The following is a 19,940-nucleotide window of genomic DNA, read 5'->3' as shown; positions in this document are numbered from 1 at the left end:
GCCGGCGCTCAGCCGCCGGTGGAGGCCTTCCGCGCGGTCGCTTTCCGGGACACCGGCCTGCGCGGCCGGGATTTTTGCGGAGCCGGCTCGCGTCCGGGTGCCTCCGCGGCCGGCGAGGTGGCGGGCAAGGCGGCATAGCCGGCGATGAAGGCGGTCACCAGCCGTGTCACCAGGGCCGCCTTGTCCTCCAGCACCGGCAGGCGGTGGATGTGCTTGCGCACCAGATAATAGATGAAGGCCGAATGCAGGTGCCAGGCGTGCTCGCGGTCGAGCGGGCCGACGGGGCCGTCGTCCGGGCGGCCGCAATACGCGTTGGCCTCCTTGAGGATGATCTCCAGCACCGGCTCGATGTGGGTCTGGATGTAGCGGTTGGTGATGTCGTGGCCGGCAAGGCTCGCGAACATGGCGACGCGCATCCACTGCTCCGCGTCCACCGCATCGAGATAGGCGCGGTAGAAGCGCTCCATCCGTGCCGGGAAGGCCACGGCGCGGTCCTTCAGCTCCCGCTCCCACAACGGCGACCAGCGCTCCAGGAACACCCTCTCGTAGACGCGTTCCACGAGGGTCTGCTTGGTGTCGAAATAGCGGAAGATGAGCCCCTGCGAGACGCCGATGCGGGCGGCAAGCTCCTTGGTCTGGCCGGCGAAGCCGTGCTCGGCGAAGAACTCCACCGCCGCGTCGAGGATCATCTTTTCGCGCACGGCGGGATCGAGGCGCGTGCGCGGCGCCGGCCGCTTCGCCACGGCGCTCTTCTTCGCGCCGATCCTCGTTCCGCCCGCCCTCTTGGCGGGAGGCTTCGGGGCAGCCCTTGCCGCAGGCGTCTTGGATGCCTTCACCCCTCGCTCCGCTCCCGTTTCTTATCCGTTGCGCCCCAAACGCTTTAGAGCGCTCACCGCCCGGATGGAAACAGTTTCTGCGTCCGCCCCGGCCCAGGGCCGAGGCTCAGGGCGCGACACAGGGGGCGGCGCGGGCGAGGCCGCCGAAGGCGTCCAGCAGGCGCTCGCGCCAGGCGTGCACCGCGTCGTCCGGTTCCAGCAGTTCGATGGGGCTGATGCAGCGCGCCCACATGAACATGCCGAACACGCAGTAATCCGCATAGGCTGGAGCGTCGCCGGCGATGAAGGGCTGCGCCTTCAGCATCAGTCGCAGGGGCAGGAGGGCGGCGCGCAAGGCGGCGAGCTTCTGCTCCGGCTCGGCCACCACCTCTTCGAGGGTCATGCCGAAGCGCTTTTCCCGCGTCTGACGGAAATAGGCCTTGTCCCGGTCGTGAACGCGGGCATGGATGTCGAGGGCGATCACCCGCGCGATCGGCCCGACCAGCGCCGCATCCGCCCAGCTGTTGACGAAGCGGGTCAGCGCCTCTCCCGCCGGCCCGCCGAACAGGGAGGGGTGGTCCGGATGGCGCGCCTCCAGATGGACGGCGATGGCCCAGGATTCATGGATCACCTGCCCGTCATCCTCCAGCACCGGCACCAGGCCCTGGCCGGTGGCAGCGATGGCCTCCTTGTCGGTGAAGCGCCACGGAATGCCCTCGGCCCGAAGCCCCTTGTGAGCAAGCGCCATGCGGATCTTCCAGCAATGGGGGCTGAAGCGCAGGGCGGGATCGGCGGCGGCGAGCTCGTAGAGGCGAAGGGCAGGGGCAAAGGTCACGGAGGTCTCCGCAGGCGCGGGACCAGGGCCCGCTCCAAGGCATCGCTGAAGGTAACGGGCGCCGATCTTTCGCGGCGGCCGGGCGGGTGTCAACCAGCGCGCGCCCCGTCGCAGGCGGGGCGCGGGCCTCAGTTCGGTGCGACGAGGGTCTTGCGGGTGCGATCGTAGCGCCACATGGCGCCGGGGCACACATGGGTGCCGCCGACGCTGCGCTCCACCGCATTCTCGCAGGCATGGTCGAAGTCGCCCTTGAGCGCCGCGGCGCCGGCCGGGGTGAGGCTGATCTCGGCCGCCGCATAGGCGCGGTAGGTGCGCGCGGCCGCGCTGTCGTCGCCGGAGGTGAAGTGCAGGCCCGGCGCCTCGCTGGAGCGGAAGGGCAGGCCGGTGATCAGCGGCACATGGGCGAAGGCGAGCCCGTCGAGCCGCAGGAAGAACGGCAGGTCCGCCAGGAACTGCGCTTCGTCCATGGAATGCACGGCCGCATACAGGTGGGCCACCTTCATGGGGCCGTCCTTCAGCTTGCGCAGGATGCGCTCCTCGGTGAGGGACAGGCCGGTCCTGGGCGCGGGCAGCTCGGCGATCAGCCGCTCCAGCGCCGGGGCGAGGTGGGGCAGGGCGTCATGGGCCTTCGCGAGGAAGGCCGCCAGCGGCCGGGGGGTGGGCGCGGTGAAGGCCTCCCAGGCCTCGTGGGCGGTCTCCAGCTGGAGATGGGTGACGGGCTGGCGCCGCTCTTCGAGGGCGCGCATGTCGTTGGCCTCCATCACGCCCAGATAATGGGAGGCCTGCACCAGGAAGAGGCCCATGCGCTCCTCCTCATGGGCGAAGAAGTCCAGCAGCTGGATCAGCTGGAGCTGGTCGTAGAGGTCGTGCTCGAACCACAGCTCCACCTCGCGGTAGGCGCTGTGCACCTCGATCTGCGCGTCGCGATGGGCGAAGTCCGCCCGCACCTCGTCGAACGGCAGGCCCAGCGCCTCGGAGAGGAAATCGGCGCGCACGTCCGAGACTTCCTCGAGCACGGGGCCGGCCGGAACGGGGCCGTCGTGCAGCATGTCTTGCCAGGGAAGAAGATGGCCGGCGATGCCCGCGGCCCGCAGCCGGTCCACGGCGGAATCGCCATTCGTCACGATGAGCTTGGCCATGGGCTTGCTCCTTGGAGCTCGCTTCGTTTCCTCGTGCCGGGCCGGCCCTCTCCCCAGGGGACGTTCCCGGCACGGACAGCTTCACCCGCGACCGCGATACGGCGCAACCCCCGTGTCGGGCAGCCAGGTGCCTTCCGGCAGCTTACCCGTCTGCCAGAATACGTCGATGGGAATGCCGCCGCGCGGATACCAGTAGCCGGCGATGCGCAGGAAGCGCGGCTTCAGCAGGTCCACCAGCTTCTTGCCCACCGCGATCGTGCAATCCTCGTGGAACGCGCCATGGTTGCGGAACGAGGCGAGATACAGCTTCAGCGACTTCGACTCCACCAGATGCTGGTCTGGCACATAGTCGATGACGAGGTGGGCGAAGTCCGGCTGGCCGGTCACGGGGCACAGGGATGTGAACTCCGGACAGGTGAAGCGCGCCACGTAGTCGGCATCGGGATGCGGGTTGGGCACGCGATCGAGCACCGCTTCCTCGGGTGAGGCGGGAAGCGCCGTCTGGGCGCCGAGCTGGAGGGGACGGTCGGTCATGTATCGGATCCTTGGAGCGGCGCCGGCCTGGGCCACGGCGCGCAGCGCGCACCGTGGCGCGCGTCATTCCCGCCCGCTCTAATCCTGCGGCGGACATTGTTCAACAGCCGCCAAGGTGTTTTGCGGCAAAGCGGCTTTCGCCACCGGAAGGATCGCGCTAGAAGCACCGCGCCTGGGGGGCAGGGGCCTTCCGGCGCCCGGTTGCGGCCGGGGCAGGGGGGCGATCGTAAGTCCTTCCCCGTGGCATGCCGCGCCGGATGACGTTCGGGAAGGAATTTTCATGACCGCCATCGTCGATATCATCGGACGCGAGATCCTGGACAGCCGCGGCAACCCCACCGTCGAGGTGGACGTGGTGCTCGAAGACGGTGCGCTGGGCCGCGCCGCCGTGCCGTCGGGCGCGTCCACCGGCGCCCACGAGGCGGTGGAGCTGCGCGACGGCGACAAGGGCCGCTATCTCGGCAAGGGCGTGACCAAGGCCGTGGAGGCCGTGAACGGCGAGATCTTCGACGCCATCGGCGGCTTCGAGGCCGAGGATCAGGCGCATGTGGACGCCACCCTGCTCGCGCTCGACGGCACCGCGAACAAGGCCCGCATCGGCGCCAACGCCATCCTCGGCGTGTCGCTGGCGGTGGCCAAGGCCGCGGCCATCTCCAAGGGCCTGCCGCTCTACCGCTATGTGGGCGGCGTGAACGCCCGCGTGCTGCCCGTGCCGATGATGAACATCGTCAACGGCGGGGCCCATGCGGATAACCCCATCGACTTCCAGGAATTCATGATCCTGCCCGCCGGCGCCTCCTCCTTCGCGGAAGGCCTGCGCTGGGGCGCCGAGGTGTTCCATACGCTGAAGAGCGGCCTGAAGAGCGCCGGCCACAACACCAACGTGGGCGACGAGGGCGGCTTCGCTCCCAACCTCGCCTCCGCCGAGGCGGCCCTGGACTTCGTGATGGGCGCCATCGAGAAGGCTGGCTTCAAGCCGGGCGAGGACATCTATATCGGCCTCGACTGCGCCTCCACCGAGTTCTTCAAGGACGGCGCCTACCACTATGAGGGCGAGGGCAAGGTGCGCGACATCGAGGCCCAGGTGAAGTACCTGGCCGACCTCGTGGCCCGCTATCCCATCGTCACCATCGAGGACGGCATGGCCGAGGACGACTGGGCCGGCTGGAAGCTGCTCACCGACACCATCGGCACCAAGTGCCAGCTGGTGGGCGACGACCTGTTCGTCACCAATGTCGAGCGCCTGTCCCGCGGCATCAAGGACGGCGTCGGCAACGCCATCCTGGTGAAGGTGAACCAGATCGGCTCCCTGACCGAGACGCTGGACGCGGTGGAGATGGCCCACAAGGCCGGCTATCGCGCCGTCATGTCCCACCGCTCGGGCGAGACCGAGGACGCCACCATCGCCGACCTCGCGGTGGCCACCAACTGCGGGCAGATCAAGACCGGCTCGCTGGCCCGCTCGGACCGCACCGCCAAGTACAACCAGCTGCTGCGCATCGAGCAGGAGCTGGGCGCCTCCGCCCGCTATGCCGGCAAGGCCGCGCTGAAGGCCCTCGCCTGATCTGACGCGCGCTCAAGGCTGCTCGCGGCCCCTCTCCCGGCATCGGGGGAGGGGCCGCTTGCTTTTGCGGGACCTGTTGCGGCTGAGGCCTCTGCGCGCATGGCCCGCGTCCGCCGTTGCGCCGTCAGGGCCCTTCCGGGATACTCCGCGCCCGATCCCGTCCCGCGCGCGAGCGCACCAAAGTCCGAGGCGCCGTTTCATGAAGATCACCTGGTATGGCCACGCCGCGTTCCGGCTCGATTTCGCGGACAAGGTGGTGCTCATCGACCCGTTCTTCACGGGCAACCCGAGCTTCCGCTCCACCGTGGAGGAGGCCTCCCGCGGGGTCACGCACATCCTGCTGACCCACGGCCACGGCGATCATGTGGGCGACACCATCTCCCTCGTGGAGGACGCGGCGGACGCGAGCCAGACCCTGCCGGTGGTGGCCAACCCCGAGCTCTGCTCCTTCCTCGCCGCCCGCGGTGCCGGCAACGTGGGGCAGATGATGAACACCGGCGGCACGCTGGACTGCGGCGGCTTCACCGTCACCATGGTGCGGGCGGATCACTCCTCGGGCGGCGACAGCAAGCCGTCCGAATATCTCGGCAACCCCACTGGCCTCATCGTGAAGGCGCCGGGCCAGCCCACCGTCTGGCACATGGGCGACACCGACATCTTCTCCGACATGGCGCTGCTGTGCGAGATCCACCAGCCGAAGGTGGTGTTCATGCCCATCGGCGACCGCTTCACCATGGGCCCGGAAGTGGCGGCCCTCGCCGTCAAGCGCTTCCTGCCGGGGGTCGAGGTGGTGGTGCCCTGCCACTACGCCACCTTCCCGATCCTGGTGCAGGACGCCGCCCCCTTCGTGGCGGCCCTGAAGGACCACCCGGTGAAGGTGGTGGTGCCGCAGAGCGGCGGCTCCTTCGAGGTCTGAGCCGCGTTCCCTCTTGTTGCTCCGGATGGCCGGCCTTGAGCCGGCCATCTGTGTTTTAGCCCCGCTCCGGCTCGCCGGCGTCGCGGAGGAAAGCCCTTGAGGCCATGGTCGCGTTGACGCGCAAGATATATTCACATGAATATAGCGTGTTTATAGCTCCGGAGCCTTTTCCCATGCGCATCTCAAGCGCCGCCTGCCGCGTGGCCATTCGTGCCCGTCTTTGCGCCCTCCTGCTTCTTGCCTTGCCCACGACCTCCGCCACCGCGGAGGAGATCCGCCTCGTCGCCGCCGGCAGCCTCACCGGCGCGTTCAACGCCATGATCGCGGATTACGGCCGCACCCACCCCAAGGACCATGTGGCCACCAAATGGGGGCCGTCCGGCGTGCTGCGGAACGAATTGGAGAATGGCGGCGCCTTCGACATCTTCGCCTCCGCCGCTCTGCCCCACGCCCAGGCGCTCACCGAGAAGGGCCTCGCCAGCGACAGCGTGCTGTTCGCCCGCAACGCATTGTGCGTCATCGCCCCGGCCGGTGCGGCACTGACGCAGGAGACCCTCGTGGACGTGCTGCTCAAGCCGGAGACGCGGCTGGCCACCTCGACGCCCAAGGCGGATCCCGGCGGCGACTACACCTGGCAGCTGTTCGAGCTAATCGACAAGCAGCGCCCCGGCGCCTTCGCCGCGCTTTCGGGCAAGGCGCAGCAGGTGTTCGGCGGGGCCGCCACCACCACGCCGGTGGGGGGCCGGCACCGGCTCGCCATCGCTCTCGGGGAAGGCACCGCGGACATGGCCATCTATTACTGCTCGGGCACGCAGGAGATCAGCAAGGCGGAGCCCGGCCGCTTCCTGGTGCTGCCCCTACCGAAGGAGCTGGCGGTGGGCCCGGAATATGGCCTCACCCTCTCCAATGCGGCCGGACTGCCGGCGGCGGACTTCGCCATGTACATCCTCTCCCCCGCCGGACAGAAGACGCTGGCCGAGTTCGGCTTCATCCCCGTGACGCTGCCCGCCGCCCGCTGATTCGGACGGCGCGGCCCTCCGTCCTTCTCCTTCGGTCACAGGGCGGGGGAGGGCGGCTGCGGCAAAAACCGCCAGTTCATTCACCCCGCTACCGACTTTCTGTGCCCACTGGTGACAATAAGGCGAAGGGGGATGCGTCTGTCACATTTTTGCACCAGTGTCGTTCCAGTGCATCATGGGAGCCGTGACTCGCGGCCGGGATGAATTGGGGGGACCCTCGGGCAGATGATGGACGAGCCGGTTCAGCAGGCCGCGCAGGGCGCGAAGCCGAGGCGCAGGCTGGTGGCCGCCCGCCTGTTCGCGCCCGTGGTGGTGGTGCTGTCGCTGGCCATGGCGGTGGCCACCTTCCTCATTCTCATGGGCCTCACCTCCATCGTTCCTACCCCCCATGTGGTGACGGGCGTGCTCACGGCCGCCGGCGTGGCGGTGCTCATCCTCGTTGCGGTCATCGCCCGGGAGGTGTGGCTCATCCTGAAGGCACGGGCCCGAGGCCGGGCCGCCTCGCGGCTCCACGTGCGCATCGTCGGGCTGTTCGCCGGGGTGGCGGTGGTGCCGGCCATCGTGGTGGCGGTGGTGGCGAGCCTCACCCTCGACCGCAGCCTCGACCGCTATTTCTCCACCCGCACCCAGGAGATCGTCGGCGCCGCTTCGTCCGTGGCGCAGACCTATGTGCGCGAGCATGCCCTCTCCATCCGCGGCGACGTGCTTGCCATGGGCAACGACATCTCGCGGATGAAGAACCTCTATGACACGGACATGGAGAAATTCCGCCAGATCCTCACGGCACAGGCGGCGCTGCGCAACCTGCCGGGGGCGCAGCTGATTCGCCGCGACCTGTCGGTCGTCGAGCGGGTGAACCTGCGCACCGATCGCGAGTACATCGTGCCGCCGGACATCGCCATCGGCGACGCCACGGTGGAGCAGCCCATCATCTATCTGCCGTCCGATGCCGACTTCGTGGGCGCGGTGGTGCCGCTCACCGGCTTCGACGGCATGTATCTTTATGTCGCCCGCCCCATCGACCCGCGGGTGATCGGCTATCTGAATGTCACGCGCCAGACGCTCTCCGACTACCGCGCGCTGGAGGAGCGACGCTTCATCGTGCAGATCGCCTTCGCGCTCATGTATTCCTTCATCACCCTCATCGTCCTGCTCTCGGCGGTGTGGATGGCCATCAACTTCTCCAAATGGCTGGTGGCGCCCATCCGCCGTCTCATGTGGGCGGCGGACCGGGTGGCGGCCGGCAATCTGGACGTGCAGGTGCCGGTCAACGGCGCGGAGGGCGACCTCGCCACCCTCGGCGCCACCTTCAACAACATGACCAGCGAATTGAAGACCCAGCGCAACGCCCTGGTCACCGCCCGCGACCAGATGGACAGCCGCCGCCGCTTCACCGAGGCCGTGCTCTCCGGCGTCGGCGCGGGGGTGATCGGCCTCGATGCGGCGGCCTGCGTCACCATCCTCAACCGCTCGGCCGAAAAGCTGCTCGGCCTCACCGAGGCGGAGGCGCTCGGTCGCCCGCTCGCCGAGGTGGTGCCCGAGACCGCCGGCCTCATCGAGGAGGCGAGGGGCGCCGGCCAGCAGCGCATCGTGCAGGGCAACGTCACCGTGCAGCGCGACGGGCGCGAGCGCACCTTCGCCGTGCGCTTCACCACCGAGCAGTCGGCGGCGGACGATCACGGCTGGGTCGTGACCCTCGACGACATCACCGCCCTCATCACCGCCCAGCGCACCTCCGCCTGGGCGGACGTGGCGCGGCGCATCGCCCATGAGATCAAGAACCCGCTTACACCCATCCAGCTCTCCGCGGAGCGGCTGAAGCGCAAGTATGGGCGGCATATCACGCAGGATCGCGACGTGTTCGACCAGTGCACCGACACCATCATCCGCCAGGTGGGCGACATCGGCCGGATGGTGGATGAATTCTCCTCCTTCGCCCGCATGCCCAAGCCTGTCGTGGATGCGCAGGACCTTGCGGAAACCGTGCGGCAGGCGGTCTTCCTCATGCGCGTCGGCCATCCCGACGTGACGTTCGAGGCGGAGCTGCCCGCCTCGCTCCCGGCCCGCTTCGACCGGCGGCTGATCTCGCAGGCGCTCACCAACATCCTGAAAAATGCGGCGGAGGCCATCGAGGGCGTGCCGGAGGAAGACCGCGGCAAGGGCCGCATCCACGTGGGCGTCAAGGCGGAAGGCGAGGATCTCGTGATCGACGTGATCGACAACGGCGCCGGCCTGCCCAAGGAAAAGCGCAGCCGGCTGCTCGAACCCTATGTGACCACCCGCGAGAAGGGCACGGGCCTCGGCCTCGCCATCGTGGGCAAGATCATGGAGGAGCACGGCGGCTCCATCGAACTGAACGATTCGCCCGAGGGGCGCGGCGCCTGGGTCAGGCTGCGCATGCGGGCGGACGGACTACCACCGGCCGGCGCGGGCGGGGCGCAACCGGTCCCTGAGACAGGGAGGGCCTGACACATGGCCATGGACATCCTCATCGTCGACGACGAGGCCGACATCGGCGAGCTGGTCGCCGGTATCCTGGAGGACGAGGGCTATTCGGCCCGCACGGCGCGGGATGCGGATTCAGCGCTTGCGGCGCTCGCCACGCGGCGGCCGAACCTGGTGTTCCTCGACATCTGGCTGCAGGGCTCGCGCCTCGACGGCCTCGAACTGCTCAACGAGATCAAGGCCCAGCACCCCGACGTGCCGGTGGTGATGATCTCCGGCCACGGCAACATCGAAACGGCGGTGGCCGCCATCAAGCGCGGCGCCTACGACTTCATCGAGAAGCCGTTCAACGCCGACCGCCTGGTGATGGTGGCCGAGCGGGCACTGGAGACGCTGCGCCTCAAGCGCGAGCTGAAGGAACTGAAACAGCTCGCCCCCCACGGCCGGGTGCTGGTGGGCCGCTCCAGCGCCATCCAGCAGCTCAAGGCCACCATCGACCGGGTGGGGCCCACCAACAGCCGCATCCTCATCGTCGGGCCGTCCGGCTCCGGCAAGGAGCTCACCGCGCGCCTCGTCCATGCGACGTCGGGGCGGGCCCAGGGGCCGTTCGTGGTGCTGAACTCGGCGGCCATGACGCCGGAGCGCCTCGACTACGAGCTGTTCGGCGTCGCCGAGGGGGAGGGCAGGGAGACCAAGCGCGGCGCCCTCGACGAGGCCCACGGCGGCACGCTCTTCCTCGACGAGATCGCCGACATGCCGCGGGAGACGCAGAACCGCGTGCTGCGCGTGCTGGTGGAGCAGACCTTCAACCGGGTCGGCTCCAACGACAAGGTCAGCGTGGACGTGCGCATCATCTCCTCCACCGGGCGCAACCTGGAGGAGGAGATCGCCAAGGGCCGCTTCCGCGAGGACCTCTACCACCGCCTCTCGGTGGTGCCGATCCGCGTGCCGCCGCTGGCCGAGCGCCGCGACGACATTCCGGACCTGGTGGACTTCTTCATCGACACCATCTCCCAGAGCACCGGCCTGCCGCGGCGTCCCATCGGCGAGGATGCCATGGCGGTGCTCCAGTCCCACGACTGGCCGGGCAACGTGCGTCAGCTGCGCAACAATGTGGAGCGCCTGCTGATCCTCGCCGGCGGCGATCCGGAGGCGACCATCACCGCCGCCATGCTGCCGCCGGACGTGGGCGCTCTGGTGCCGACGCTGCCCAACGGCAACGGCGGCGAGCATTTGATGGGCCTGCCCCTGCGCGAGGCGCGAGAGGTGTTCGAGCGCGAGTATCTCGCGGCGCAGATCAATCGCTTCGGCGGTAATATCTCGCGCACGGCGGAGTTCGTCGGCATGGAGCGCTCCGCCCTTCATCGAAAGCTAAAGGCTCTCGGGGTAGGGTAGGCTGTATCACTATCTTCCGTCATGGCTCGGACGTTCCGGCGGGATGGAAGCAAGACTGACGTGTTGACGTGGCCCCCTGAAAAAGGGCTGCATCGGGGGTGTGGGGCTGGCCGCCGGCCGAGGGTCGGGTCGGGGCGTCCGGGGGAGGGGTCATGAAGGTCGTCATCTGCGGGGCGGGCCAGGTGGGGTTCGGCATTGCCGAGCGCCTCGCCGGTGAGCAGAACGACGTGTCGATCATCGACACGAGCGCCCGCCGTATCCAGGTGGTGACCGAGCAACTGGACGTGCGCGGCGTGGTGGGCCAGGGCTCGCATCCCGACGTGCTCGCCAAGGCGGGCATCGAGGCCGCCGACATGCTCATCGCCGTGACCCTGCACGACGAGGTGAACATGGTGGCCTGCCAGGTGGGCCATGCCTTGTTCAACGTGCCCACCAAGGTCGCCCGCATCCGCGCCCAGACCTATCTCGCGCCCGAATGGCGGGATCTCTTCTCGCGCGACCAGTTGCCCATCGACGTCGTCATCTCCCCGGAGATCGAGGTGGGCGAGATGGTGCTGCGCCGCCTCTCCCTGCCCGGCGCCACCGACACGGTGACCTTCGCCGACGGCGCGGTGGTGGTGGTGGGCGCGCTGTGCGGCGAGGACTGCCCGGTGGTGAACACGCCCCTGAGCCAGCTCACCCAGCTTTTCCCGGACATGCCGGCCACCATCGTGGCGGTGAGCCGGGGCGGCCGCACGCTGGTGCCCCGCTCCACCGAGCAGCTCCAGGTGGGCGATATCGTCTACTTCGTCGCCCGGGCGGACCAGGTGCGGCGCGGCCTTTCGCTGCTGGGGCATGACGAGGTGCCGGGCCAGCGGATCGTCATCGCTGGCGGCGGCAACATCGGCTACTACGTCGCGAGCGAGCTGGAGAAGCGCAACGCGGCCGCCCGCGTGAAGCTCATCGAAGCCAACCGCGACCGGGCGCAGGCCATCGCCGAGGTGCTCTCCCGCACCGTGGTGCTGAGCGGCGACGCGCTGGAGCGGGCCATCCTCGACGAGGCGGGGGTGAGCGAGGCGGACACCATGATCGCCCTCACCAACGACGACCGCATCAACATCCTCTCCTGCCTGCTCTCCAGGCAGATCGGGGCGAAGCGCATCCTCTCGCTGCTGAACGAGCAGGGCTATGCCACCTTCGCCCGCGGCCTCGGCATCGACGCGCATGTGAACCCGCGCCAGATCACCGTCTCCAAGGTGCTCCAGCACGTGCGGCGCGGCCGCATCCGCGGCGTGCATGCCTTGCTCGACGGCTCGGGCGAAATGATCGAGGCCGAGGCGCTGGAGACCTCCCCCCTCGTCGGCAAGCCCCTGAAGGACCTGGACCTGCTGGAAGGGCTGCGCATCGGCGCCATCGTCCGCAACGGGCAGGTGCTTCTGCCACGCGGCGACACGGTGGTGCGCGCCCACGACCGGGTGGTGCTGTTCGCCCTCAACGACCGCATCAAGCGCGTGGAGCAGCTGTTCCGCGTGGCGCTTGAATTCTTCTGAAGCCCGGCCCGCGATGATCAACGCCGCAAACCCGCTGTCCGCCGTCCTCGCCGGAGCGGGCATGCTCGCTCTGGCCCCGGCCGTGGTGGCAGCACGCGGCGGGGAGGGACATGCGCCGGTCTTTCTCGCCACCTTCGCCTTCTGCATCTTCCTTGCCGGCCTTCTGCGCTTCACCACACAGGGCCGGGCCATGCGCCTCGGGCGAACCGGCGGCATCGCGCTCGTCGCCGGCATCTGGCTGCTCGTTCCGCTGGCGGTCACGCCGTCCGTCGCCCTCGCCTCCGGCCTGCCGCCGCTGGCGGCCTTCTTCGAGGCGGTCTCGGCCTTCACCGCCACCGGGCTCACCGCCCTGAAGCATGGCCCGGTGAGCCTGTTCGTCTGGCTCTGCCTGCTGCAATGGGCGGGCGGGCTGCTCACCGTCGTCTCGGCAGTGGCGGTGCTGGCGCCGGCCGGCCTCGGCGGCCTGCCCGACCGCAGCCCGCGCGGCGGCGCCGCCCTCGACCTGGTGGACCTCCTCGCCGTGCTGAAGGAGACGGCCCCCGTCTATGTGGGCGTCACGCTCCTCATCATCATCGCCTTGCTGGCGGACGGGGAGAGCCTCTACGTGGCTTTCTCCCTCTCCACCGCGGTGGTCTCGGCCGGCGCGCACCTGCCGCCCGAGGCGCAACTGGCGCTGACGCTGGACGAGGCGCCGAAGTGGATCCTCCTGCCCTTCCTCATCTGGAGCGCCACCAGCGTGCGCTGGCACCGGGCGCTGCTGACCCGCCGCATCAATGCCGCGCCGGAGCAGGGGGAGAGCCTCCTCGTGGTCGGCTGGTGCGTGGCGGTGGGCATCGTCTTCGGCGCCATCCTGTTCCGGGTGGCGGACGTGCCGGCGGTTGAAGCGCTGCGGGACGGGCTGTTCTCCGCAGCCTCCCTGGTCTCCACCAGCGGCATCGGTCCGCGCGACGGCACCTATGCGAGCCTGCCGGCCGGCCTGGTGATCCTGGTGGTGCTGCTGGGCGGCGGCGCGCTCTCCGTGGCGGGCGGGCTCAAGATGCTGCGCCTGCGCGCCATTTTGCTGCGCACCCGCGGCGACCTGATGCGCCTCATCTATCCGCACCTGATGCAGCCCGCCGCCTATGAGGGGGGCGTCGGCTCCGCCATGCGCGGCATCTGGGCGGGGGCGGCGTGCCTCGCCATCATGTTCGGCCTGTGCGCCCTGGCCCTCAGCCCCGGCCTGCCGAGCTTCGATGCGGCCATCGCCGGCGCCGCGGCCATCGTCACCAACACCGGGCCTATTTACGACGCGGCGGGCGGCGGCTGGCCCGCCATCTCGTCCCTGCCTGCGGGCTCGGTGCTCGTCGGCGTGCTGGGCATGGTGGCGGGGCGGCTGGAAATCATCGGACTCTTCGTGGTCCTCCATCTCGCCTTCTGGCGCACCTGAGACAGATCCATGTCGCGCATTGCCTATGTCAACGGCCGCTATCTCCCCCACCGCGATGCCACCGTGCATGTGGAGGATCGCGGCTACCAGTTCGCCGACGGCGTCTACGAGGTGTGCGAGGTGTGGGCCGGCCATCTGGTGGACGAGGCGCGCCATCTCGACCGGCTCGACCGCTCCCTGAGCGAGCTGCGCATCCCCACGCCCATGACGCGCAAGGCGCTTTCCGCCGTGCTGCACGAGGTGGTGCGCCGCAACGGGGTGAAGGACGGTCTGGTCTATCTTCAGGTGACGCGCGGCGTCGCCCGGCGCGACCACGCCTTCCCGGCTCCCGGCACCATGCCCGGCCTGGTGGTCACCGCCCGCCGGTCCGACCGGGGCGGGCAGGAGGCGCTCGCGGCCAGGGGCGTCAGCGTCATCACCGTGCCGGAGAATCGGTGGCCGCGGGTGGACATCAAATCCACCTCCCTTTTGCCCAACGTGCTCGCCAAGCAGCAGGCCAAGGAAGCCGGCGCCCGCGAGGCCTGGTTCGTGGACCAGGACGGATTCGTCACCGAGGGCGCCTCCACCAACGCCTGGATCGTCACGGCCGACCGCAGGATCGTGACCCGCCCGGCGGAGAGCGGCATCCTCAGGGGAATCACCCGCACGGTGGTGCTGGAGGAGGCTGCCGCCCTCGGCTACACCGTGGAGGAGCGCCCCTTCACCGTGGACGAGGCCCATGGCGCCGCGGAAGCCTTCATCACGGCTGCAACCACCGTCGTAATGCCCGTGGTGCGGATTGACGACCGGCCCGTGGCGAATGGCGCTCCCGGCACGGTGGCAACCGCCCTGCGCTTGAAATTCCACGCCTTTTCGGCGCTCAGCTGAAGCTGCGCACAGCCCAGCCTATGCTGCGGAGCAAAATATTATTGCGCCGCCATGGGGGTGTGCCATTCTAGGCATCTAACTCTCACGCGGAGGCACAATGTTTGCGTGTATCCGTCGTGGGCTCAACGCCGAAACAAACGGATACGAAAATGGCGGCGGAACGGACACAAAATCTCCAAGACACTTTTCTCAACCACGTCCGCAAGAACAAGACACCTCTCACAATCTTCCTGGTGAACGGGGTGAAGCTGCAGGGCGTCGTCACTTGGTTTGATAATTTCTGCGTGCTGCTGCGCCGGGATGGTCATTCGCAACTGGTTTACAAGCACGCCATTTCCACCATCATGCCCGGACATCCGGTCCAGCTGTTCGATCCCACCGACGACGGCGGAGAAAAGGCATAGGAAGCGTGGAGCGCAATAGCGCCAAGGCTTTGAAAAGCAAACACGAAGACGCATCCGGCCAGCGGGAGGCTCCCTCCCGCGCCCGGGAGAAGGAGGGGCGCGGCGGTGTGGACCGCCGTGCGCCGCCCACCCGCTGCGCCGTCATCACCCCGGTCCTGTCCAAGCGTGCCACCCGTGGCGCTCCCGAGCGCCGCAGTCCCGAGGCGCGTCTCGACGAAGCCGTGGGCCTCGCGGCCGCCATCGATCTGGAGGTGGTGTTCCAGGCCACCGTTCCACTGTCGGAAATCCGCCCCGCCACCTATCTCGGCACCGGCAAGGTGGAAGAGATCGAAGGGGTGGTGCGGGCCGAGGCGGTGGACCTCGTGTTCTTCGATGCCGCGCTTTCGCCCGTGCAGCAGCGCAACCTGGAAAAGGCCTGGTCCACCAAGGTAGTGGATCGCACCGCCTTGATCCTCGAGATCTTCGGCACGCGCGCCCGCACCAAGGAGGGCACGCTGCAGGTGGAGCTTGCCCACCTCAATTACCAGCGCTCGCGCCTCGTGCGCTCCTGGACCCATCTCGAGCGCCAGCGCGGCGGCTTCGGCTTCCTCGGCGGCCCGGGCGAGACGCAGATCGAGGCGGACCGCCGGCTCATCGGCGAGCGCATCGTGCGCATCGAGAAGGAGCTGGAGCAGGTCAAGCGCACCCGCGGCCTGCACCGCAAGAGCCGCAAGAAGGTGCCTTATCCCGTGGTGGCGCTGGTCGGCTACACCAATGCCGGAAAGTCCACTCTCTTCAACCGCCTGACGCGGGCGGAGGTGATGGCGCAGGACCTGCTCTTCGCCACCCTGGACCCGACCTTGCGCGCCGTCGCCCTGCCGCATGGCACGCGCATCATCCTGTCCGATACGGTGGGGTTCATCTCCGAGCTGCCGACCCAGCTGGTCGCCGCCTTCCGCGCCACGCTGGAGGAGGTGCTGGAGGCGGACGTGATCCTGCACGTGCGCGACATCTCCCATCCCGACACCGAGGCCCAGGCGGCCGACGTGGCCGATGTGCTCACCGACCTCGGCGTCGATCCCCAGCCCGGCGGGCGGGTGGTGGAGGTGTGGAACAAAATCGACCGCCTCTCGCCGGAAGAGCGCGAGCAGGTGGCGAACCAGGTGCAGCGCCTCGCCTCGCTCGACGGGCCGGTGCCGGTCTCGGCCTTGACCGGGGAAGGGACAGACGACCTCCTCGCCCTCATCGAACAGCGGATCACCTCCGACCGCGTGACCGTGGAGGTCACGCTGCCAGCGGAGGACGGGGAGGGGCTCGGCTGGCTCTATCGCCACGGCGAGGTGCTGGAGCGCTCCACCGATGAGGCGGGCGCCGTGCACGTGGCCCTGCGTCTCCCGCCAGACCGGGCGCACCTTGTCGCCCGCCGGTTCGGGGCCCGGCGCGTTCACCCGTTGTGAGGCGCCTTTTTTCTGTATTCAGAGGCGGTTAACTGCGCGAGCTGATTTCTCCCACGCAAAGGCGCGGCTAAACTGGGGGTTCGGCTTCGCGCGGCACTTGCGCTGCTTTGAGCAAGTGCGCATCGCCGCTATGATTCCCACCAGGGCAATGGGCGATTCGGGCGGGCGGGGCAGGCACAGGTGGGCGACGTGCGGGACACGGAGAAAGCTCCGGACGCCTTCCGGACCATCAGCGAGGTCGCCGACGACCTCCAGCTGCCGCAGCATGTCCTGCGCTTCTGGGAGACGCGCTTCACCCAGATCAAGCCGGTCAAGCGCGCCGGCGGCAGGCGTTTCTACCGTCCGGAGGACGTGGACCTCCTGCGCGGCATCCGCCATCTCCTCTATACGGACGGCTTCACCATCAAGGGGGCGCAACGCATTCTGAAGGATCAGGGCGTGCGCTATGTGCAGGACCTCGGCATCGAACGCGAGGTGGCGGTGATGCGCACGGCACGCCCGCCGCGCGACCTTGAGGCCGACGGCACCACCTTTGGCGGGCTGCTCGGCCTTCTGCCGCGCCGCAAGGGGAAGGGCAGGGAGGACGACGGCCTGCCCGATCTGCCGCCCGTCGCCGAGCTTCCCCTGCCGTTCCCCGATCAGGAGGCCGACCGGGACTTGGACTCCGATGCATCGGTGCCGCCGCTGGCCCTGCGGCGCGGCCCGCCCGAGCGCGCCCGTCGCGCGCCGCCTCCGGGCCAGGGCGAGCGCGCGCCCCAGCCGCGGGAGCGGGAGGCGCGAGAGCCCCCGTCGAGGGGGCCGCGCATGGAGCCGCTGCCACTTCCGCTGCGTGATCATCCGCCGCAGCGCGACCCGCGCGAGCCTCCGCCGTCGCGGGACTTGCCCCCCTCACGGGAGGCCGCCCGGCGCGAGCCGCTTCTGGAGCGTCCGCCCGAGCCGCCGCCGCCCCGTCCCCGTCGCCCGGAGGAGCCGCGTCCAGAGCGGCACCCCCATGAGGACATCCCCCGCGCCTCCGGCGGTCGGCGGGATCCCACGTTCGATGCCGCGCCGGAGCAGGGGTTGCGTCCGCCCTCCTTTGCGGACGACGACGCCCTCCCGCAGCGCCATCCGTTGCCCCAGGGGCAGGAGTCCAGGAGGCAGGAGCCAAGGGGGGAGGAGCGAGATGGCCGTCGCGGTGATCCCCGTGTCGAGCCTGCCCTGAGCCTGCAACGTCCCTCGCGCGGGCCGGCCTCCCGCATCGCCCAGCCGCGCCCGCCCCATCCGGCGGAGCTGGACGACCCGCTGCTGCCTTTCCTCGACGATCCGCTCGGCGGCGCGCAGGGCGTGTCGGAGCCCATCGAGGCCCGCATCCGCCGCCTGAAGGCCCTGGAGCAGGAGCGCGAGCCCGCCCCGCGGGATGCTCATCCGGGCGCCGCGGGCTGGGAGGAGGCCCGCTGGACGCGGGAGCCTGAGCGGGAGGCGCCGCCCCGTCGCGCCCCCCCGCGTGAGGCGGCGCGCGACCCGGGGCCGCCGGAAGAATACATTCCGGCCCGCGCTCGCAAGCCGGCCCCGCCCCCCACGCCGGCGCGCGCGCTGCGCGAAGATGGGCAGGGACGCATCCTCCAGGATGGCGACTGGCGGCAGACCGATTGGGTGGAGGAAGTCTGGAGCGAGGACAGCTGGGGCGAGGAGGTCTGGCGCGAGGAGACGTGGCGGGAGGAAATCCGGCACGACGAGGTCCAGGCGAAGGACGTCCGGCAGGCATTGCCGGAGAGGGCGCCTTCTCCCCCCTCCGCGCCACCCCCCTTTGATGCCGGCCCCGTGGGCGATGATGATTTTCCGGAGACCGCGAGCATGGATCAAGACCGGCGCAGGCCGCCCGCGGGGCCGCAGCCCCACGACAGGCGGGAGCCGCCGATGCCAGCCCCCGCCCAGGACCTGCGGCACGAGGATCTGCGGCGCGAGGATCCGCGGCGGGACCGCATGCCGCCCGCGGCTCGCGACGGGCGCGCCGATGCCACGCGTGATAATTGGCGCGACAGCTGGGCCGATGCCTGGGGCGATGCGCCGCCGCAGGCCCTGCCCCGGGCTACGCGAGTCGGCCCGCTGATCGGACCCATCGACGAGGAAGAGCTGCCCCATCCCACCGACTGGCGGGGGGCATCTGCGCCATTGCCTTCGAGCGCGCGGACGGAAGGCGGGCGGGGTGAGGCCGAGGCGCCTCGCCGTGCGCCGCCATGGAACCGGCCGGAGCCGCCGGCGGCGCCTCCCCCGCCTCCGCCCCAGTCCGCCCGGATCGACGCCCGCGCGCCGGATTATCCGGTTGAGTCCGGACCGGCGGGGGAGCCGTTTGCCCGCCCCCCGCGCGAGCCGCTGCGGCAGGGGCCGCCGGAGCAATATCTGCCACCGCACCTGCGTTCAGAGCCAAGGGTGATGGGTCACGCGCCTGTGGCCGCGCCGGTGCTGTCGCGCGAGGATGTGCACCGGCTGCAGTCGGTGCTGTACGAGCTCGGCGAATGCCGGAGGCTGATGGAAGGCCTGGTGGGCGCCCGTGAGGAAGTGCGGGACGCTGATTGATTTCGGGGGGCCCGATCAGGCCGAAAATCGCCTGATCGGGAGATCCGCGTCTCAACCTGAGACAGCGAACGTCGGGCCGGTCATCTGGGGATCCGGCGGGAACGTGCTTCAGCGGTCAGTCGATGACCGCCAGGGAGACGCGGGTGACCCCGCTGCCTGTAAAGCCGAGCTCACCCGCGGCGGCCCGGGAAACGTCGATGACGCGGCCACGCACGAAGGGGCCCCGATCGTTGATGCGCACGACCACGCTGCGGCCGTTGCGGAGATTTGTGACACGAACCTTGGTGCCGAAGGGGAGGGAGCGATGCGCCGCCGTCATGGCGGAGGGGTTGAAGCGCTCGCCGCTCGCGGTGCTACGGCCTTGCCAATAAAAAGAGGCGACGCCGGTGGAGGTGTCCGCGGCTGCCGGGTTCGAAACGGCCAGGGCGGCCGAAAGGGACAGGGCAGCTGAGGACAGGACCACGCGAATCTTCATGCGATCAAACTTCCGTGTTGTTGAAGATGATCGCCGAATGACCTCCGAATGGGGCGCGAGTGTCCCAATGTGCCGGCAAAAGAGAGGCGATTCGCTACAGTCAAGCCACACTTTTGCCGCGATCCATGCTCTGTGGCACAGCTTGCGCGGGCACCTCCGGGCCTCCGCACCGTCCTCGGGGAAGAGCATGGGGACACCGGCCGATTTGGACTTGTCGTCACCGAAGTGATGGTCTAAGCCGTCCCCCACGTCGGAGCGTAGCGCAGCCCGGTTAGCGCACTAGTCTGGGGGACTAGGGGTCGGAGGTTCAAATCCTCTCGCTCCGACCATTCCTTCTCCGCCGGGATCCCCTTCGCCCGAGCGCCCTTTTCTCAGCCTTTCTCAATCCAGCATGACGCGCGCCGTTCGCGGCAGCCTTTGATGTGGCGCGCCCGGGCCTGCCGCGTTCGATCCGCGTGGCTTGGTCATTTAGGCTGGGTTTCTCAGGCGAATCCGCATGCGAGCATTCGGGGCTAGCTCCCTGGAATCGATTCGGTTTCTGGCCTTGGCCCAAAGTTCGTCTTGTCGTTCACGGGCCCGTGTCCC

General features: G+C 69.4%; 15 protein-coding genes, 1 tRNA gene and 1 pseudogene. 12 read left to right on the top strand and 5 right to left on the bottom strand.

Annotated elements, in window-relative coordinates; all coding sequences use genetic code 11:
* Positions 1-8: 8 nt before the first annotated feature.
* The 4 genes from V5F59_RS11585 to queF form a co-directional block, all read right to left on the bottom strand.
* The gene (locus tag V5F59_RS11585; RefSeq protein WP_393977487.1) at positions 9-743 is read right to left on the bottom strand and encodes a TetR/AcrR family transcriptional regulator; all 735 of its coding nucleotides are present in this window, start codon (positions 741-743) and stop codon (positions 9-11) included.
* 199 nt (positions 744-942) lie between these two features.
* Entirely contained in the window at positions 943-1,650 is a 708-nt protein-coding gene (locus V5F59_RS11580) for a glutathione S-transferase family protein (RefSeq protein ID WP_393977485.1), read from the bottom strand.
* Between the two features lie 128 nt (positions 1,651-1,778).
* Entirely contained in the window at positions 1,779-2,789 is a 1,011-nt protein-coding gene (locus tag V5F59_RS11575) for a hypothetical protein (protein ID WP_393977483.1), read from the bottom strand.
* An 81-nt stretch (positions 2,790-2,870) separates the two neighbouring features.
* Positions 2,871-3,323 (bottom strand): preQ(1) synthase, encoded by a 453-nt coding sequence (queF, locus tag V5F59_RS11570; protein WP_393977481.1) that lies wholly within the window; start codon positions 3,321-3,323, stop codon positions 2,871-2,873.
* 280 nt (positions 3,324-3,603) lie between these two features.
* Here queF and eno point away from each other — a divergent pair, with 280 nt between their 5' ends.
* The 11 genes and pseudogenes from eno to V5F59_RS11515 form a co-directional block, all read left to right on the top strand.
* Complete coding sequence (gene eno, locus V5F59_RS11565; RefSeq protein WP_393977479.1) at positions 3,604-4,887, top strand: phosphopyruvate hydratase; 1,284 nt, start codon at positions 3,604-3,606, stop codon at positions 4,885-4,887.
* Between the two features lie 199 nt (positions 4,888-5,086).
* The gene (locus V5F59_RS11560) at positions 5,087-5,803 is read left to right on the top strand and encodes a metal-dependent hydrolase (RefSeq protein WP_393977477.1); all 717 of its coding nucleotides are present in this window, start codon (positions 5,087-5,089) and stop codon (positions 5,801-5,803) included.
* A 173-nt stretch (positions 5,804-5,976) separates the two neighbouring features.
* Entirely contained in the window at positions 5,977-6,822 is an 846-nt protein-coding gene (locus tag V5F59_RS11555; RefSeq protein WP_393977475.1) for an extracellular solute-binding protein, read from the top strand.
* Between the two features lie 225 nt (positions 6,823-7,047).
* Positions 7,048-9,291 (top strand): sensor histidine kinase NtrY-like, encoded by a 2,244-nt coding sequence (locus V5F59_RS11550; protein WP_393977473.1) that lies wholly within the window; start codon positions 7,048-7,050, stop codon positions 9,289-9,291.
* Between the two features lie 3 nt (positions 9,292-9,294).
* Positions 9,295-10,662: a nitrogen assimilation response regulator NtrX gene (gene ntrX, locus V5F59_RS11545; RefSeq protein ID WP_393977471.1), complete on the top strand. Its 1,368-nt coding sequence runs from the start codon at positions 9,295-9,297 to the stop codon at positions 10,660-10,662.
* 152 nt (positions 10,663-10,814) lie between these two features.
* Positions 10,815-12,191 carry a Trk system potassium transporter TrkA gene (trkA, locus tag V5F59_RS11540; RefSeq protein ID WP_393977469.1) on the top strand — a complete coding sequence of 459 codons (1,377 nt, stop codon included), beginning with the start codon at positions 10,815-10,817 and terminating at the stop codon, positions 12,189-12,191.
* Between the two features lie 13 nt (positions 12,192-12,204).
* The gene (locus tag V5F59_RS11535) at positions 12,205-13,617 is read left to right on the top strand and encodes a potassium transporter TrkG (protein ID WP_393977467.1); all 1,413 of its coding nucleotides are present in this window, start codon (positions 12,205-12,207) and stop codon (positions 13,615-13,617) included.
* Positions 13,618-13,626: 9 nt separating this feature from the next.
* Positions 13,627-14,484, top strand: coding sequence for a D-amino-acid transaminase (locus V5F59_RS11530; RefSeq protein ID WP_393977465.1), 858 nt, complete (start codon positions 13,627-13,629; stop codon positions 14,482-14,484).
* 149 nt (positions 14,485-14,633) lie between these two features.
* Positions 14,634-14,888, top strand: coding sequence for an RNA chaperone Hfq (hfq, locus tag V5F59_RS11525; protein ID WP_024279016.1), 255 nt, complete (start codon positions 14,634-14,636; stop codon positions 14,886-14,888).
* 107 nt (positions 14,889-14,995) lie between these two features.
* Positions 14,996-16,324, top strand: a complete 1,329-nt coding sequence (hflX, locus tag V5F59_RS11520) for a GTPase HflX (protein ID WP_393977463.1) — start codon at positions 14,996-14,998, stop codon at positions 16,322-16,324.
* Between the two features lie 189 nt (positions 16,325-16,513).
* Positions 16,514-16,783 (top strand): annotated as a pseudogene (locus tag V5F59_RS11515) (MerR family transcriptional regulator); the annotation flags it as partial.
* Positions 16,784-18,995: 2,212 nt separating this feature from the next.
* Here the strand turns inward: V5F59_RS11515 and V5F59_RS11510 are convergent.
* On the bottom strand, positions 18,996-19,355 hold the full coding sequence (locus V5F59_RS11510) for a septal ring lytic transglycosylase RlpA family protein (RefSeq protein ID WP_393977459.1): 360 nt from the start codon (positions 19,353-19,355) through the stop codon (positions 18,996-18,998).
* A gap of 251 nt (positions 19,356-19,606) precedes the next feature.
* Here V5F59_RS11510 and V5F59_RS11505 point away from each other — a divergent pair.
* Positions 19,607-19,684: transfer RNA gene (locus V5F59_RS11505), tRNA-Pro, on the top strand.
* Positions 19,685-19,940: the final 256 nt, after the last annotated feature.

It is taken from the genome of Xanthobacter nonsaccharivorans (assembly GCF_043194755.2).
Taxonomy (GTDB): Bacteria; Pseudomonadota; Alphaproteobacteria; order Rhizobiales; family Xanthobacteraceae; genus Xanthobacter; species Xanthobacter autotrophicus_G.
The sequence above is the reverse complement of the archived record's forward strand: the minus strand, read 5'-3'. Positions and strand labels throughout refer to the sequence as shown.